The following is a 14,467-nucleotide window of genomic DNA, read 5'->3' on the forward strand; positions in this document are numbered from 1 at the left end:
CTCAGCTTAATTCATCAGATAATGTCCTATCATCCCTCCTGCTACCGCGGCACCGACCCAGTGATTGTTTAAAAACGCCTGAAAACAGGGCTGCCGTTCCCGCTCCCAGGTGAGTTTGTGTTGGTAAATCATCAATGTCAGCGCAACAAGAAGACCTATGTAATAAATAGCAGAAAATTCAAATTTTTGGCCGATATTTACCATGGAAATAAGAAAGAGTATCTGACATATACCAATTGCTAACTTATCGAGTCGACCAAAGAAGATGGCTGTTGAACGGATGCCTATTTTTAGATCATCTTCCCGATCCGTCATTGCATATTGTGTGTCATAGGCAACCACCCAAATCAGATTTGTAATGAATAGTTGCCAGGCAACCCATGGCAATTCAGTTTGGATGGCTAGAAATGCCATTGGGATCCCCCAGCTAAACGCAGCCCCTAATACAACCTGAGGGAAATGCGTATACCGCTTCATTAACGGATAAGTTGCCGCCAGACCAAGCGCAATAAAACTAAACAAGATCGTCTGTAAATTTAAAAAGAGAACCAACACAAAAGAAACTAGGATCAGCAGGAAAAACAACTGAAGAGCTTCTATCGGCTCAGCCCGACCACTGGCAAGCGGACGTGCTTTCGTTCGTTCCACTGCACCATCAAAATTTCGATCAAAGTAATCATTGATGACACAGCCCGCAGAGCGCATAAAGAAAACACCAAAACTGAATATCAGCAACATGGATACATCTGGGTGCCCATCAGATGCGAGCCAGAGCGCCCACCAAGTCGGCCACAGCAACAAATACGTCCCAATTGGTTTATCAGCACGCATCATTTGAGAATAGGCAGTGCGATTCTGCCAGGTCAGTTTAATCGCATTCATATGCAAAGGATCCAGGAAGAAAGACTTCTGTCACTATCATCGGTGATTGTTTTAGTTCAAATACTGAGCGTCTTGCCCACAGTGGTTCTGGTTGTAAGTTTTGGCCTTGGAGCATAAGATGAGACGCACAGATTTGAGCAATTTCAAATGGATGTCGAATGAGCTGAGGATCCTGAAAAATGACTTCCCCAAGTGGCAATTCACCAAGTGTCTCCAGTGCCAAGTCTATCGTGGATAAAGTCTGTAAAGGAAAAATACTCTGAGCAAAAACTTGTGCATGTTGATCACACTTCAATATCACTTCTCGGATCATCGCATGCTCATCACTTAAACCCAATCTCGTTTGCTGATCAGGAGTCAGAATACAGTCTCGCGTTAATTTGAGATCAATCGAAAACTGTTCACACTGCGCTTTGAGTTTCTTCGTTAAAGACCCTTTATCCAATAGCCAAGACATCAGGTGAGCCGGCAATGACAGATCATCAGATTTTTGCCAAGATTGCGCCATTATTGTGGATATTGCTTCGCTGATCATGTCTCTACCATCTATACAACTTGTTGTCACACCATCAAGTGCATTATGATAGCAAACTCCAACGGCAGGATCGTCAAGAATTTAATCTAAAAAGGAGTACCCTACGAGATGCATGCAGATATCCTCATTATTGGTAGTGGTTTGGCTGGATATACATTAGCCAAAGAAATCCGGCGTCTCTCTCAAGACATTTCAATCTATATTCTTACACAGGATGATGGTGCTTTTTACTCAAAGCCTCTACTCTCTAATAGCTTTTCAAAACACAAATCCGCCGAGTCCCTTGCGATTAAATCAGCAGAAATGATGGCTGAAGAACTCGATGCCACTGTACTCCCAAAAGAAACTGTCCTATCCATCGATCGTCAGCGCAAATCAATCTCAACATCCTCTCAAACGATAACTTACCAGTCTCTTGTGCTTGCTTTAGGCGCTTCCCCTCGTCAGCTATCTTTACCTGAAGCGATATCAGATATGACATATTCAGTAAATGATCTAGAGGATTTCGCGGCGTTTCAGAAACAACTAGAAGATTGCAAAGCACCACTTGTGATCGGTTCAGGACTTGTCGGTTGTGAATTCACGAATGATCTGATTAAAACGGGTTACGCACTCAACGTTGTCAGCATGGATAACTATCCACTCCAACAGCTTGTACCAGAAAAAGTCGGTCATCGTTTACAATCTCAACTCGAATCAGAAGGTGCTCATTTTCATTTCAATACAAGAATCACATCTGCAAGAAAAGAAAATCAGCAAACCATCGTTTCTCTAGAGTCAGGTACTGAGCTACCTTGTGATCTTGTCCTTTCCGCTGCCGGACTCCTTCCCAGAACAGAGATTGCCAAAAAAGCAGATTTATCTGTCAATCATGGTATTGTCGTCGATACCTTGCTCCAAACATCCGAACCGGATATCTATGCCTTCGGAGATTGTGCAGAAATCAACGGATACGTCATGATGTATATCGAACCCATATTCTTAAGTGCAAAAGCATTAGCGAAAACGCTGACGGGTACACCAACGCACGTTTCATTCCCGGCAATGCCTGTCTTGATCAAAACACCATCTCTTCCTTTAGTCTGCCACCCTCCCCTTCCTTCTTGTGAGGGAAAATGGCAATTTGAAGAGCAAGGTAACGATATCCGTGCTATGTTCTACGATACGGGTAAGCAATTGAAAGGGTTCGCTTTAACGGGTTCCTTTGTGAGAGAACGAATGAAACTCGCAAAATCTCTACCAGGTGTTTTCGCCACACCCGAAAACAGCGCTGGAAACGGCAACTAGACCTAGCTATGATAATTCTAAACGGATTCAATGCATGAGTGTCATGAAACTTCTGATACGTTCATTAATTGCGCTATGCTTAGCGATGACAATTTTTCCCTGCCATGCAGATAAGGAAAAAAAGAATTACGCCTATTTTGGGTTTGAGCCAGATATCATTACCAACTATATCAACAATAAACCAAAACCAGGCTTCATTCGTGTCACCGCAGAACTCATGCTAGAAGACCTTTCCTACCTGCCTGTGGTCGAACATCATTCCCCATTACTTCGCGATGCTATCGTTGATATTTTAAGCAAAGAGACTGAGGACAAAGTCAAATCGCTCGTGGGTAGAGAAAAAATCCGCAAGAAATGTGTCGAGCGCGTCCAAAAACTCATGAAGGAAGAGACAGGCACCAAAATGATCAAAGATATTTTATTTACCAAATATCTTTATCATTAAAAATCTTCTATATAGTTATTTGGATTAAAATAATTAATCTTAATCTATTCAATCGAATATAAAGCCTCTTTTTCTTGTAATGGAGTAAATCTTCACAGCAAAGAATGATCAACATTTGATCACAAAATTAAAAAATAAAAGAAACAAAGAGTCTGATTAGATAACTCTGTGAAACATCATATTAGAATAAAATATTTTCTTTAAAAACAATCTTTTTTTATTTGAATAATATAAAATCACAATTGATCACTTTTCAAACAAATTATCCCGTGTTAGCCTCCCGCAACTTCGATCAAATATCGATCAATTTCCGAAGCAAACATTCTGAGACGTTAACATGCTAAACAAACTCACATTTGCATTTTTAATAATGCCCATCCTGATGATCACTGGATGTGGTGGCTCAAATAACAACACATCAAATAAGAGCACCACAGCTGGAGTCAAACCAGAAATAAAACAACCAGCACCGAACAATACGGATAGTACAGATAAAAAAAATCCGAATAACAAAGACAATCAAACTGAGTCTAACCAAGAGAAAGAAGTGGAGAAAGATTACTTTGTTCGTGTTTATTCGCATTTCTTCCAGACAGCAGTCGTTGAAATCGACTTCGATCAAAACAATACAATTGAAGAAAACGAAACATCGCCAGTGGCGCAGCAAGTCGCAGCTTTCAAATACACAACAAATGGAGCGCTTGAAGCACTGAAAAATAACTTTATTCAGGTTCAATTCTCGCAACCAAATGATAGTGTAGATGCTGACTATATTCAGCATATGACTTTATTTGCTAATCCAGGAAAACAGCTGGTTACACCACTCACCACTTTCCAAGTATTACAAACGAGTCTTGCGACTGATAAAAGCTTTGCCTTTCCTGAAGAATTTTCTCTGATGCTTGATGTTGATTACATAGCGCTTATCAAACAAGCGAAAGCCGATCTCGTCACAGCACTTACTGCAAGAGATACAGTGCGTATTGAGGCATTGCGCAAACAGCTTGACCAAGCGCAGTTGTTACAGGCAATTGCAATGAATATCGAACTTAACCTTTCAGAAGCAGATATTCTAATACTAAAAAGCAATCATTTGGAAAGGTATGAGCCATTATTTATTAAAATGAAAATGATTGGTGATGCTGTCATTCATAAAGCCGCAGAACTCAAAGCGGATCCGCTAAGAAATGTTGACTATTCGAACATCTATGCAAGATTTATCAACCCAAGCAATATCATCACAAAAATGATTGATACGGACGATCTAGATGATTTTCAAAGTCAAATCAATGCTTGGGCGAATCGCTATCATCTTGATACAGAAACCCTAAATACGAAACAACTTTCTGAATTCACCCTGAGCAATGCCCAGTCGCTGACAGAAAATCTTGTCAATTATCCCATTGAAGCTTTTGAGTTTGAAATGATCAACACGATTGCTGAAAAGATGCAAGTGGTTTATCAGGAGCGACCGGGAAGACTTGCACCGGTTTTCACACCTATTTCTCCAGAAGATCAGGCGCCGATTTTATCCGAGCTCTCTCATAAGGCGAAAACTTGGATCTGTGGCTCTGACTGTCAAACACAAGCGCTGAAAGCCTACCGTGATGAAGACCTGATTATTTTTATGAATCAGCATCGCGATATGCTCATCATCGAGTTTCACAATACCAATGATCAGCTGATTTATTTTGCAAAAACATGTATCGAAGACAAGCCAGAGAATTGTCCAACCGGACTCATCGAAGATCAATACTTGATCACACGTGAGGATTTTACGTGGCATGTACCAGTGCACGACAATATAGAACCATTTGAAGCTTATGCAGCACAAGTTGTTGGTCAACTCGACTATACCGTCAACTTAAAGGTTAATTTTAAGGAAACGTCTTCCGCTCTGGAAAAAGTGGTATTTACTCAAACCCAAAATGTCCCTGCGAATCAAGGACTCAGTATTCAATACAAATTAACAGAGACCTTTGCAGATGTAATGGTTCTGGAAGGCTCTACGATTCGTGCTGCTGTCATGAAGTATCAACAAGGTACACATGATATTCATCATCGTTATTATGATAGTTTAGATTTTGATGCACGTTATTTCGCTGACAAGCACCAAATCAATTTATTGAATATTCACTTTTTTGATCGTGCAAAACGCTTTGGTGTTCGAATCTTCACACAAAACGAAGATACACTGACGCAGCGATTCCCTATCTTGTTTGGCCATAAGCGCCTTGGTGAGGTATTCGTTGAAGATGGCGTATACAAAATATCTTACACAGGCTATCAAGAACCTCTGTTCTCACAAGAGTAATTTTCACTCAAGCGACAGTGAATGTTCAATGGCGGTTGCAAGGATGCAACCGAAATTTAAAGCAAATAGCATTTATTTATTATTTTAAGTGTGTTTTTCTTTTTTATTAATTATTTAGAATGAATAATGATATCCTCTCCGGCGCAAAAAATATAAAAAGGAGAGCATATTGAATACCCAAATCAACACTCAGGAAACACCCCCTTACAATACCACGACGCTGACCGAGCATCCACAAACCAAAGCATTCACCGTCTATGCAACATTGGTTGGACTATTAAGTGCAATCTTGCTCAGTAGTAACTTCACAGGGCTCAAGCCAACCGAGTTATTTGGCACAGGTTTGATTATTCCCACTGCCCTGATATTTTACCCGCTGACTTATATCATCAATGATGTGATTACTGAGTTCTTTGGTCTGAGCATGGCACGCCGAGCAATTTTTATTGCATTTGCAGCCAACATATTTTTCTGTGGCGTGATCCTCTTTGCATTGCAAGTCACTCCCATTTCTCATTGGGATCTGGATGAACAATATACCGTGATCGGTGAGTCTGTTCTGAGCGTATTTCTTGCATCGATGGTTGCTTATCTCGTCAGTGAGCACCTCAATGCAACGTTGCTCCACAAAATTAAGATTCTCACCAATAGCCGTTGGCTGTATTTACGTGTTTTAGGAAGTACTTTACCAAGTACAATCATCGACAGTGTGATCTTCTGTACTATCGCATTTTGGACATTATTGGGGCCAGAAATTGTGATGGTTATGATCGTATCGCAAATTATTGTCAAAACTATTTATACATTGCTCACGATTCCAATGACCTATGGTGCACATCGTGTCATGCGAAAGGTCCTATAAGACGAAGGTGTGTTCTTTTGAGCACACCGTCACTACATGTGAACGATCCTAGCCTTTTGTATTGATTTTCCTATTATGGGTACCAAAACTTGCCAAATTGAGCGATCCTAGCCTACGTAACATATAACAGACTGAAATAACTTATAACCTAATTGCATAATTGCGGAGCGAGGTATATCAATGACCTATATCAATCCAGCAAATGAGCAAACCCATGAAGTCTATTTGGATGCCAATGCTACAACCCCAGTGCTTCCTTGTGCGGCAAGAGCCGCAGCAGAAGCAATGGCGACGGATTTCGGAAACCCTTCAAGCAGTCATGTCACTGGTCTTAAGGCAAAACACCTTCTCGAAACGACCCGTGGACTGATTAGTGATTACATTGGAGGAGCTGCTGGCCATTTGATTTTTATCAGTGGCGCAACAGAGGGAATACAAACATCAATTCTTTCAGCCTTAAACCAAGGTAACTCTTATCCAGATACATCTCAGAAACCATGTTTGATGTATGGTGCAACAGAGCATAAAGCAGTCCCTAGAACTTTGAAACATTGGAATCAGATCTTAGGATTCCATGCTGACGTTTTAGAAATCCCGGTGGATCAAAACGGCCAGCTTGATCTGACATTTATCGAAAAGCATATGCCTCATTGCCACATGATTTGTACGATGGCTGTGAATAATGAAACAGGTGCCTATCAAGATCTCGACAAATTAGAATCAGTGATCCGAGCAGGGAATCCAAATGCGCTTTGGTTAGTTGACTGCGTACAAGCACTCGGTAAATTGAAGTTGGATCTTGCATCTACAAGCATTGATTATGCTGTTTTTAGTGGGCACAAACTTTATGCACCAAAAGGGATCGGCATACTTTATCAGCGTAAAACAGCACCATTCACTCCCTGTATTGCGGGGGGCGGACAAGAAGAGGGCCGCCGTTCTGGGACTGAAAATCTACCAGGTGTCGCTGCACTTGGCGCAATTTTTCGAACACTTCTAGACCCTGAAGACACCACATTTCACCCCGATAAGAAGCTCCACGCGTATCGTCATCAATTGGCCGAAACCCTAAAACAGGCATTTCCAACACTTGTATTCAATCAAGACTTTCAGCTCTCGATCCCGACGACGTTGAACTTTTCCGTCAAAGGATTCTCCAGTAAAGAAATGATCGACTTATTTGATGCAGCAGATATTCGAGTCAGTTCGGGTTCAGCCTGTAGCTCGAAAGTCACTCGTAGCTTCGTTCTCGATGCAATGGGAATTGAAGCATGGCGGAGTGAATCAGCGATCCGCATGTCCTTTGGTCCTGCCTCAACACAAGCCGAGATTGACTTTGCCTGTCAGCGAATTCAAAAAGCATCCGATGCATTAAAGGCGGCTTGCCCTTTTATCTCTGACCGCGCCTATATTGAAGAAACACATGGTGTCGATGGATTAATCCAATTGAAGTATGGGGGGAGTTGCTCGTGGTTGCTCGTTGATCAACATGCCCGTGATTGTGTCATTGTCGAACCAATTGAAGAACTCAGCCCACGATTAGAAGCTATTATTCGCCACCAGCAGCTCACCGTTCATGCGATTTTAGATACCCACAGTCATGCTGATCATACCTCCTGTGCTGAAAAGCTCTCAGAGATCTTATCCGATCACATACCGACTCATATCGATTTACAAAAGGATCATCTTGGTTGGCCTGAAACGCACACAGAACAAGTGGTACTCTCCAATGATATCAGTGTCCCTACGCTAAAAGTCGGACGTTACCATCTTGCCCGAGTTTCCACGCCAGGACATACACAGGATAGCCAAACATATCTTGTATCCAGCCAAATAGAAAACCGATGGAAAAAAGAGGATATTGCTTACGCTTTTGTCGGTGATACGATTCTCATTAATGCACTCGGACGAAGCAACTTTCAATGCAGCTCCACAGCATCAATGTATCGTTCTTTATTACAGCTTAGAGCCATTTTAGATGATGAAACATTGCTCTGTTGCGCACATGATTATCAAAATGAATTCGTCACCAACCTCAAAACCGAGCAATGCCATAACCCTTTACTCCAAAAGATTTTTCAGCACCCACCGATGTCTCTTGAACATTTCATTGTGCAAAAACAACGTATTGATGCACAACTCATTGATCAGGAAGGTGAAGAAATCATGTGTGGCCAATACACTGGCATGATAGCCGATTCACCCATGCGACAATTAACGGGTGAACAAGTTCTCGATGAATATGGTGATCAGTGCTTACTCATTGATATACGTGAGCCTTATGAAATCTCTTTATATCAAGAGTCACATCCGCTCATAGAACAAATTGAAAGAGTAAATATCCCCCTCACGAAGCTGACACAATTCATTGGGGATTATCAAAGCCAGCCAGAACTGCAACATCGGCCGCTTATTTTCATTTGCCGTAGTGGCAATCGCAGTGCACTGGCTGCTAGCACACTCAGGCGGCTTGGCTATCACAATTCTGCCCATATCATGGGCGGTTATGCATTAAACGAAGAAAGCCTGACTCAGGTTGCATGATGTTTCCAAGCGCCATATCATGATGGCGCTTCTTCTTTCATGGCTTAGGCTTGTCGTATGAAAACGGTTTGACTAAACTCTACCTCCCAAATTTGTCGTATTATTGAGTCGTTTTTAACATGGAAAAAATAAAATATAACTTGTCATGCTTATTTATCTTCCTTTTCATCTCGATTACTCTGCCTGCTCAGGCCAATCAAAAAATCATTGAAGCCCTTCAATTTGGCTCTGACTATATTAATCCGCAACTCTCTCCAGATGGGAAGCATCTTGCTGTTCAGTATTTAGATGAAGGTGAATATAAGCTCGTTATTCTCAGCACTAAAGATTTTCAGGTGAAAGTAAATCTATACGGACGTTCCAGCCTGAGTGTGGGTGATTTTCACTGGATATCGAATAATTCATGCGAAACGCTTAAAAACTGCTCTAGAGCAACAGAACCACTCTTTGGAGTAGTATTATCGTAGTCGTGAAGGGCATGGATTCCGGGATCACGACAATCGAGTGGAACACTTCAGCCAAGTTATTGCTTTTATTAAGAAAAATATTTAGGTCAAAACTCATCTAATCGAGGGGATGTATAGCCGACCTTTGAGTGAGCTATCACATCACGAAAAACTTCATTCCAGTAGGTTTTATCCAAGCGCTCACAATGTGGTGGGCGCGCATTTTCTAACACGACAAAGTTTTCTTCCATAAATCGAAGGACATCCTTATCTTCAAAAGTAGTGGGCTCTGAACTATCTTTTATTCGCATCACCTGATGCTTCATCGCTTCAATCTTTTGAAAGCAATCTGGATTATCAGGGTATACTAACTCTTCTAATAGCTGATCAAAGTTCATTGTTGGCATCATATGGTGCCGGGCTATCCAAAAAGCACATAACTGAGACCAGATTACCTCAATTTGTGATTGAATTGTCACCGTTTCAACCTCATCAAATTGCCTTGCTCTTTTGAGGTAAGCTGAAAATGCGTGAGCGGGATCAAAACCTTCTCCTATGTGCAGTTGGAGCCATTGACCAAAATAATCCGGTCCAAGTTGGTGATTAGAAGCCAAACACTCCAATACATTCAGATCACTTTTTGCAGCCATGTAGAGCGCTTTTTGAATATCAATCCCATGGAAATGTAATGACTCAGTTTCTTGAATTTCCATTTTTTGTGCTTCGGGGAACACTTGGTAATACCAGGTCGGTGCATGGGTATAAAGGAATGTCACATGTAATGGCTGTTCCGGCTGACCATATCCCCAGGCACGTGGCCCAACCTCAGCCGCTAACAGGATCTGAATCTCCAAATCATACGCTAGCTGATCCAAGCTTTGGATGATATCCGTCTCCTTCAACATCTCTGGCATATTGGATTCCTTTAATCACAACCCACACTTTAATCGTATATCTTGCGTCTAAATTTTCACGTAAATTTTTCGATGAAATTGTCATAATGAAAAGATACCAGGTGATATCACTGCTCTTAAAATCAATGAAAACTCACTTCATATGCTTGCCATTTCTGTTGCTGCCTTTTCTGATATATTCAGTTCAGGCTAAAATTCCTCAAGTAGAGTTTCGATTCGAGGGCGCGTTTGAAAAACCACAAAAAAACAAGCTACGTCAGTGGCTTCGGCATGAGCTCAAGACGGTTCAGCAAGGTGTGGGGTTCTTTCCAGAGCAGCAGATTTTTTTCTTGATTAAACGCGCAACACATAACCGAGAGCCTGTTCCCTGGGCATATGTTGAAAGAGCTCAGCCCCCAGGAGTGATTTTCTATGTCTCTCCTACTTTTTCAATGCAAGCATTCTTGAACGATTGGACAGCGGTTCACGAAATCAGTCATTTATTGATCCCCTATCCGGGCCAATCTGGGACCTGGTTCACGGAAGGACTCGCAACTTATTATCAAAATGTACTCCACGCGAGAAGCGGTATCTTAAGTCCAAAACAAGCATGGCAGAAAATTCAGTCAGGATTTCGTAGAGGATTGGCTCAAACGAAAAAACAAAAAAGTGATTTTTTACAAGCCAATCAACACATGCATACTTCTCGAAGTTATATGCGTGTCTACTGGACAGGCACTGCATTTTTCCTCGAAGCAGACTTTCGATTACGAACACAAACACCAGACTGGACGCTCGATCTTGTCCTCAAGGAATTGAATACTTGTTGTCGTCATCAAAGAAAAGTTTGGTCAACAGAACTGCTTATCCATCATTTTGACCAGATCTCTCATACAAAGATTTTTTCATCACAATGGCAAGCATTCAAACAAATGAAAGGGTTCCCAGATGTAGAAAAGTGGTTACTTCTTCAAGATATTTCTCATAGAAAGCAGGAACCAACTCGGGTAATTTCGGCAATATTCGCCCCCCAGAAATGACCAGAGGGGCAAATAAAACATATGTGATAAATCTTATTCAAATGCCGTCACAAAGTCCAAGTACCAATGGTTGAGTTGTCCGTCATTCATCACATCGGTATCTGAGACTTCCAAGACCCATATCCCTTCAACAGGTTCGCCATTCATCTGGCTTAAATGACGCATATCAATCTGTAGGTCTTTTGCTAGACCACCACTGTTTTCTTGAAGTACAACGCGTGTTCCTTGTGGTGAAGTTAAGGTAACGACCAAATCATTCCGCCAGCTATGACTGATATCGACACTCACATGCAGAGAACGGATCACCCCACGCTCTGGGACAGGAATTTCACTGCGGATTGTTGATTTATCCGGTAGTGGTTGAGCAACAGCATTACCCAATGAGAATTTTTGAATGGGAGTGAGGGATCCCGCAGGGACGGCTCTTGGAAGAAATTGCCAACGCTTCAGCATCCCTTCTCCAAATGGTGATGTATCAATCACTTTTAAGCCCCAAATCCCTGCGGTATTCATTCCTCGTAATTCTGGCAACAGGTATCGCTTTTGAATATTACTTTTGATCCCACCTGTTTTTTCATGCAGTGTGATCGCTTCACCGTCTGGTGTAATTAATTGAACAATCAATTCACCCCGCCATAAATGAGCGATATCGACTTCAACTTCAGCATCCCAGATTTCTGCATTCAGTGTAATCGGTAATTCTGCAACCAACCCATGTGGGTCATTGTCAGGAATAGGTTTTTCTGGTGTATGAACAAAGTGGAATGGGCGCGTCCCTTTTGGCAATACTTCCAATATCAATGTCCGCTCAACAGTTAAGTCGCCGCTTTCTCCCACCACCATCAATGTATAGTTATCAACAGGGACAGAGTCATTCACTGTAAATTTAATCTTCGTTTGCTCACCCTCACGCAACCTTGCATCATCCAGTGTCGCCGTCACACCATCAGGAATATGCAAGATTGTTAACTTTGCTTCTCCTGACCAGTCAAATAATGAGCGCAAAGATAATGTCATTGCACTGTTTGACCCTTGCGCAATCGCATGAATATCGTCAGAAAAGTCGATCACAAAGCTTGGTATTGGATCCGCATATTCTAATGCGCGTGCAAGATTTAATCGGCGCCCTTCAGGAACCTTATCGAAAAGATGCGTGAGCTTTTCCGTAGAGTCGTAAAATCGAGAAATCAGCGCTTCTGCGGTCAGATCTGGCTTTCGTGCTAACATTAACGCGAATGTTCCCGTCACCATTGGCGCAGCCATGGATGTCCCACTTAAGCTTGCATAACTATCTCCAGGAACAGTGGAGTAAATCCCTGAGCCAGGTGCTGCGACATCAACCGTGACCTGTCCGTAATTAGAGAAGCTCGACAATTGATCAAGACGATCGGTTGATGCAACACTCACTATGTTTTCTAAGTCATATCCTGATGGAAAATGAATCGTTTGATCTGTATTTCGCCCATCATTCCCCGCAGAAGCAACAAAAATAATATCTGCCTCTGCAGCACGTTGTATCGCTTCTTTGAGCGTTTGGCTATCTCCACCACCACCCCAACTGGCATTAATCACGCGAATCGGCTGGCCATTGGCTTTGAGTGCGATCATATAATCTAAACACTTCACTGCATCCGCCACAGATCCAAACCCGCTACTCCCGATAAAGCTGCAACCTACCATCTGCGTTTGCCAGTTTACCCCAACAATGCCTTTTTCGTTGTTGCCAGTAGCACCAATAATCCCCGCAACATGGGTTCCGTGACGATTTGTATCCATTGGATCAGCAGTATTTTTTAATGCGCTGATCCCGTAAATATCATCAACATAACCGTTTTCATCATCATCGATTTGGTTATTGGGAATTTCATTTGGGTTTACCCAAATATTCGGCGCAAGATCTTCATGCCGATAATCAATACCCGAATCAATGATTCCGATGATGACATTTCGACTGCCTTGATGGATCGCCCAAGCGCCAGGTGCATCAATATCCGCACCCACAATACCGCCCGCGGAGCCATCGTTTTGGAAAGCCCATAAGCGATGAAAGTCGGGATCATTGGGAACATCTTCCTGCTTTAATAGATAGTTTGGCTCGACATAAGCCACATTAGGCTGTTTTTGATAGTATTGAATCAGCGCCTGCACCGATTGCGTTGATGATGCTTTCACAACTTTTAATGTCGATGAAAGCGATGAGCGTTTCGCTACCGCCAACGGTGCAGGCGAATGATAACGGACGATCACTGAATCAATCACTGGCTCTGGTGGATCATTTGTTGCTGCAAAGACAAGAGATGGCAAGCAGGCCAACGCAAAGAGACTTATTTTCATGTGTATACCTTAGTTTTTATATTGGGTACTTTGAGGATCACACGTTAATGATAATAAGTCTCACTTGCAACAATTTGTTAGAACTGCCTTTTAAAATTGACTACGGATTGTCCATAAATCTGAGAACAAAGGTTGAAAGAGCGTCGTCTTCAAATATTCCGCTCCTGCTGAGCCACCTGTACCAGATTTACTGCCTATCGTGCGTTGGACCATTTTGACATGTCGGTAGCGCCACTCCTGCAACCCTTCATCTAAATCAACCAGTGACTCACATAAGCCAGCCAGATCAGAATGATGCCGATAAACATCCAGTAATAAAGCTTGTAATTCAACACTTTCCTTCGTTGGTTCATCAATTGGCGCTTCAATTACTTCCGCAGGGATTGCAAAACCCCTTTGTAAAAGCATGCCTAAAAACTCTCGCCAAAGGCTTGGTGCCTGCAAACGCTTTTCTAATTTTGCTAAAATTTCTGGCTCTTCTTTGAACTGAGTCATAAATCGACGGTCTTTTTTTCCTAGGAAATATTCCAGCTCTCGAAACTGATAGGACTGAAAGCCACTTGAATTAGATAAAAACTTGCGGAATGAAAGAAACTCAAGTGGGGTCATCGTATCCAAAATATCGACCTGATTGACCATCGTTTTGAGAATTTTAAGCATTCGTTTCAGCGTATGCTGTGCTTGATTCAGCCGATTTTCTCCCAATAGATGAACCAACTTGCTGCCTTCATGAAGCAACTGCTGGAACCAAAGTTCATAAACTTGGTGAATTGTAATAAAAAGCAATTCATCATGCTCTGGTCCATCAGAAAGACAATGTTGCAAAGAAATCAGTTCATCGACTTTGAGGTAACTCGCGTAGGTAACATTCATGGTTTTTTCTTC

12 protein-coding genes are annotated in these 14,467 nt (G+C 42.0%); 7 read left to right on the forward strand and 5 right to left on the reverse strand.

Going from position 1 to position 14,467, the window contains the following annotated elements:
• Positions 1–6: 6 nt before the first annotated feature.
• On the reverse strand, positions 7–882 hold the full coding sequence (gene ubiA / locus C505_RS0108485; protein ID WP_018692174.1) for a 4-hydroxybenzoate octaprenyltransferase: 876 nt from the start codon (positions 880–882) through the stop codon (positions 7–9).
• Positions 869–1,417, reverse strand: coding sequence for a chorismate--pyruvate lyase family protein (locus C505_RS0108490; protein WP_026317833.1), 549 nt, complete (start codon positions 1,415–1,417; stop codon positions 869–871). Before C505_RS0108490 ends, ubiA begins: the two co-directional genes overlap by 14 nt.
• A 108-nt stretch (positions 1,418–1,525) precedes the next feature.
• On the opposite strand from C505_RS0108490, the gene C505_RS0108495 reads away from it, so the two are divergent.
• The 6 genes from C505_RS0108495 (at position 1,526) to C505_RS0108520 (ending at position 9,336) form a co-directional block, all read left to right on the forward strand.
• On the forward strand, positions 1,526–2,704 hold the full coding sequence (locus tag C505_RS0108495; RefSeq protein WP_018692176.1) for an FAD-dependent oxidoreductase: 1,179 nt from the start codon (positions 1,526–1,528) through the stop codon (positions 2,702–2,704).
• Positions 2,705–2,738: 34 nt separating this feature from the next.
• A complete protein-coding gene (locus tag C505_RS0108500) occupies positions 2,739–3,149 on the forward strand; it encodes a flagellar basal body-associated protein FliL (protein WP_018692177.1) in 411 nt (136 codons plus the stop codon).
• Positions 3,150–3,486: 337 nt separating this feature from the next.
• The gene (locus tag C505_RS0108505) at positions 3,487–5,463 is read left to right on the forward strand and encodes a hypothetical protein (protein ID WP_018692178.1); all 1,977 of its coding nucleotides are present in this window, start codon (positions 3,487–3,489) and stop codon (positions 5,461–5,463) included.
• 169 nt (positions 5,464–5,632) lie between these two features.
• Entirely contained in the window at positions 5,633–6,325 is a 693-nt protein-coding gene (locus C505_RS21855; protein WP_018692179.1) for a queuosine precursor transporter, read from the forward strand.
• Positions 6,326–6,505: 180 nt separating this feature from the next.
• Positions 6,506–8,869 carry an aminotransferase class V-fold PLP-dependent enzyme gene (locus C505_RS0108515; RefSeq protein ID WP_018692180.1) on the forward strand — a complete coding sequence of 788 codons (2,364 nt, stop codon included), beginning with the start codon at positions 6,506–6,508 and terminating at the stop codon, positions 8,867–8,869.
• Positions 8,870–8,988: 119 nt separating this feature from the next.
• On the forward strand, positions 8,989–9,336 hold the full coding sequence (locus C505_RS0108520; RefSeq protein ID WP_018692181.1) for a hypothetical protein: 348 nt from the start codon (positions 8,989–8,991) through the stop codon (positions 9,334–9,336).
• A gap of 86 nt (positions 9,337–9,422) precedes the next feature.
• Here C505_RS0108520 and C505_RS0108525 read toward each other — a convergent pair whose 3' ends face one another.
• Positions 9,423–10,229 (reverse strand): DNA polymerase beta superfamily protein, encoded by an 807-nt coding sequence (locus C505_RS0108525; RefSeq protein WP_018692182.1) that lies wholly within the window; start codon positions 10,227–10,229, stop codon positions 9,423–9,425.
• Positions 10,230–10,315: 86 nt separating this feature from the next.
• Between C505_RS0108525 and C505_RS0108530 the strand changes: the two genes are divergently transcribed.
• Complete coding sequence (locus C505_RS0108530) at positions 10,316–11,248, forward strand: M61 family metallopeptidase (protein WP_018692183.1); 933 nt, start codon at positions 10,316–10,318, stop codon at positions 11,246–11,248.
• A 33-nt stretch (positions 11,249–11,281) separates the two neighbouring features.
• Here the strand turns inward: C505_RS0108530 and C505_RS21860 are convergent, their stop codons facing one another.
• Both C505_RS21860 and C505_RS0108540 read right to left on the reverse strand, forming a co-directional pair.
• Positions 11,282–13,582 carry a S8 family serine peptidase gene (locus C505_RS21860; RefSeq protein WP_018692184.1) on the reverse strand — a complete coding sequence of 767 codons (2,301 nt, stop codon included), beginning with the start codon at positions 13,580–13,582 and terminating at the stop codon, positions 11,282–11,284.
• 90 nt (positions 13,583–13,672) lie between these two features.
• Positions 13,673–14,455, reverse strand: coding sequence for a tryptophan 2,3-dioxygenase (locus C505_RS0108540; protein WP_018692185.1), 783 nt, complete (start codon positions 14,453–14,455; stop codon positions 13,673–13,675).
• Positions 14,456–14,467 lie beyond the last annotated feature (12 nt).

Origin of the sequence: Algicola sagamiensis DSM 14643, assembly GCF_000374485.1 — a bacterium.
GTDB lineage: Bacteria > Pseudomonadota > Gammaproteobacteria > Enterobacterales > Alteromonadaceae > Algicola > Algicola sagamiensis.

Excerpts from the sequence above, each read along its gene's own strand:
- ubiA (WP_018692174.1), bottom strand. The coding sequence starts at position 882 with ATGAATGCGATTAAACTGACCTGGCAGAATCGCACTGCCTATTCTCAA.
- C505_RS0108505 (WP_018692178.1), top strand. The coding sequence starts at position 3,487 with ATGCTAAACAAACTCACATTTGCATTTTTAATAATGCCCATCCTGATG.
- C505_RS0108490 (WP_026317833.1), bottom strand. The coding sequence starts at position 1,417 with ATGATCAGCGAAGCAATATCCACAATAATGGCGCAATCTTGGCAAAAA.
- C505_RS0108495 (WP_018692176.1), top strand. The coding sequence starts at position 1,526 with ATGCATGCAGATATCCTCATTATTGGTAGTGGTTTGGCTGGATATACA.
- C505_RS0108540 (WP_018692185.1), bottom strand. The coding sequence starts at position 14,455 with ATGAATGTTACCTACGCGAGTTACCTCAAAGTCGATGAACTGATTTCT.
- C505_RS0108525 (WP_018692182.1), bottom strand. The coding sequence starts at position 10,229 with ATGCCAGAGATGTTGAAGGAGACGGATATCATCCAAAGCTTGGATCAG.
- C505_RS21860 (WP_018692184.1), bottom strand. The coding sequence starts at position 13,582 with ATGAAAATAAGTCTCTTTGCGTTGGCCTGCTTGCCATCTCTTGTCTTT.
- C505_RS0108515 (WP_018692180.1), top strand. The coding sequence starts at position 6,506 with ATGACCTATATCAATCCAGCAAATGAGCAAACCCATGAAGTCTATTTG.
- C505_RS0108530 (WP_018692183.1), top strand. The coding sequence starts at position 10,316 with ATGAAAAGATACCAGGTGATATCACTGCTCTTAAAATCAATGAAAACT.
- C505_RS0108520 (WP_018692181.1), top strand. The coding sequence starts at position 8,989 with ATGGAAAAAATAAAATATAACTTGTCATGCTTATTTATCTTCCTTTTC.
- C505_RS0108500 (WP_018692177.1), top strand. The coding sequence starts at position 2,739 with ATGAGTGTCATGAAACTTCTGATACGTTCATTAATTGCGCTATGCTTA.